Below are 1,509 nucleotides of genomic sequence, written 5' to 3' on the forward strand. Positions count from 1 at the left end.
TGTCCGTCGTCGAATGATTTGGAACAGGCGGCCTGATTTTGGACGAGAGGGTCCTGGCGCACCGGTTTGAGATTATGCCGCCTGACGCTGATGGTTCAAGCGGCGGTTCTGGATGGTCTCTTTTCTGATCTTCTCCCTTTCTGCCAGGATTTTGGGGCCACGCCCGAAATAGACATCTGCCGGGGTCAAGTTGCCGAGGCTCTCGTGATAGCGATGGTTGTTGTAATGCTCGACAAAGGCGGCGATTGCCTCTTCGAGCTGACCCGGAAGGTAATAATTCTCGAGCAGGATGCGGTTCTTCAGCGTCTGGTGCCAGCGCTCGATCTTGCCCTGGGTCTGGGGATGTCCCGGCGCGCCATGGACCTGTTCGACGCCCCTTTCCTCAAGCCAGTCGGCCAGATCCCCCGCGATATAAGCACCGCCGTTATCGGAAAGCAGACGTAGCTTTTGCTGTGGCCTGCTACCGCCGCTGCTCGATGCATCCAGCGCCATGCCCACCGTGCTGGTCACATCGGCCACCTTCATATCGGTGCAAAGCTTCCAGCTGACGATGTAGCGGGAATAGTCGTCGAGAATGGTCGAGAGATAGAACCAACCCCAGCCAATGATCTTGAGATAGGTGAAGTCGGTCTGCCACATTTGGTTCGGCGCCGTGGTCTTGTCTCTGAACTCCTCGCCAGCCTTGATCACGATATGGGCCGGGCTGGTAATCAGGTCATGCGCTTTCAGGAGCCGATACACGGAAGCTTCTGACACGAAATAGTTTTTGGTATCAGTGAACTGCACGGCCAACTCTCTGGGCGACAGTTCCGCTTCATCCAGAGCCATCTCGATGATCTGGCCCCGCATCTCATCGGGGATCCGGTTCCAGACCCGGCTCGGCCGACTTGGCCGATCCTGAAGCCCTTCGGGGCCACCTGTCACGTATCGATCATACCAGCGGTAGAAGGTGGTAGGTGCGATCCCCAGTTTTGTCAGGGTGCGTCGCACCGAAAGATGCGAGCCCTCGACCAAGCGAATGATCTCGAGCTTTTCAGAGGCGGGGTATCTCATTCGTCGCCGCCCCCAGCCCCGCTCATGCTTTTTTTTAGCAATCGGTTCTCGAGCGTGAGATCCGCGACGACCTCTTTCAGCGCTGCGGTCTCGGCGCGCAGGCCCTTCACCTCGGCGCTGTTGGCCTGCCGGGCGGTGTCTCCCGCCAGACGCCTCTTCCCAGCCTCGAGGAACTCCTTCGACCAGCTGAAATAGACGCTCTGGGCGATCCCCTCGCGCCGGCACAGCTCGGCAATGCTGTCCTCGCCGCGCAAACCGGCCAGGACGATCCTGATCTTTTCCTCCGCCGAATGGACCTTTCGCGTCGCACGGCGAATGTCTCTCACCGCGCGATCGGCGGCGACTTTCTGATCAACGGGTTTCTTGCTCATCTTCGCTCCTTGAAAGCTACGATGTGCCAGAAACCCTCCCGTCATCAATCAACCAAATCTGTCCCATAGGCCCTGACGCCTGACA

The 1,509-nt window shown here is 58.6% G+C and carries 1 protein-coding gene; it reads right to left on the reverse strand.

Translation table 11 applies throughout. From position 1 onward, the window contains the following. Positions 1 to 72: 72 nt before the first annotated feature. Positions 73 to 1,424 (reverse strand): IS3 family transposase gene (locus ESZ60_RS20545; protein ID WP_134682494.1). Its coding sequence is split into 2 segments (ribosomal slippage): positions 73 to 1,091 and positions 1,091 to 1,424, totalling 1,353 coding nucleotides; the frame shifts between segments, so codons are not numbered across the junction. Between the last annotated feature and the right edge of the window lie 85 nt (positions 1,425 to 1,509).

Source organism: Paracoccus ravus (genome assembly GCF_004522175.1).
In the GTDB taxonomy this organism is placed as follows: Bacteria; Pseudomonadota; Alphaproteobacteria; order Rhodobacterales; family Rhodobacteraceae; genus Paracoccus; species Paracoccus ravus.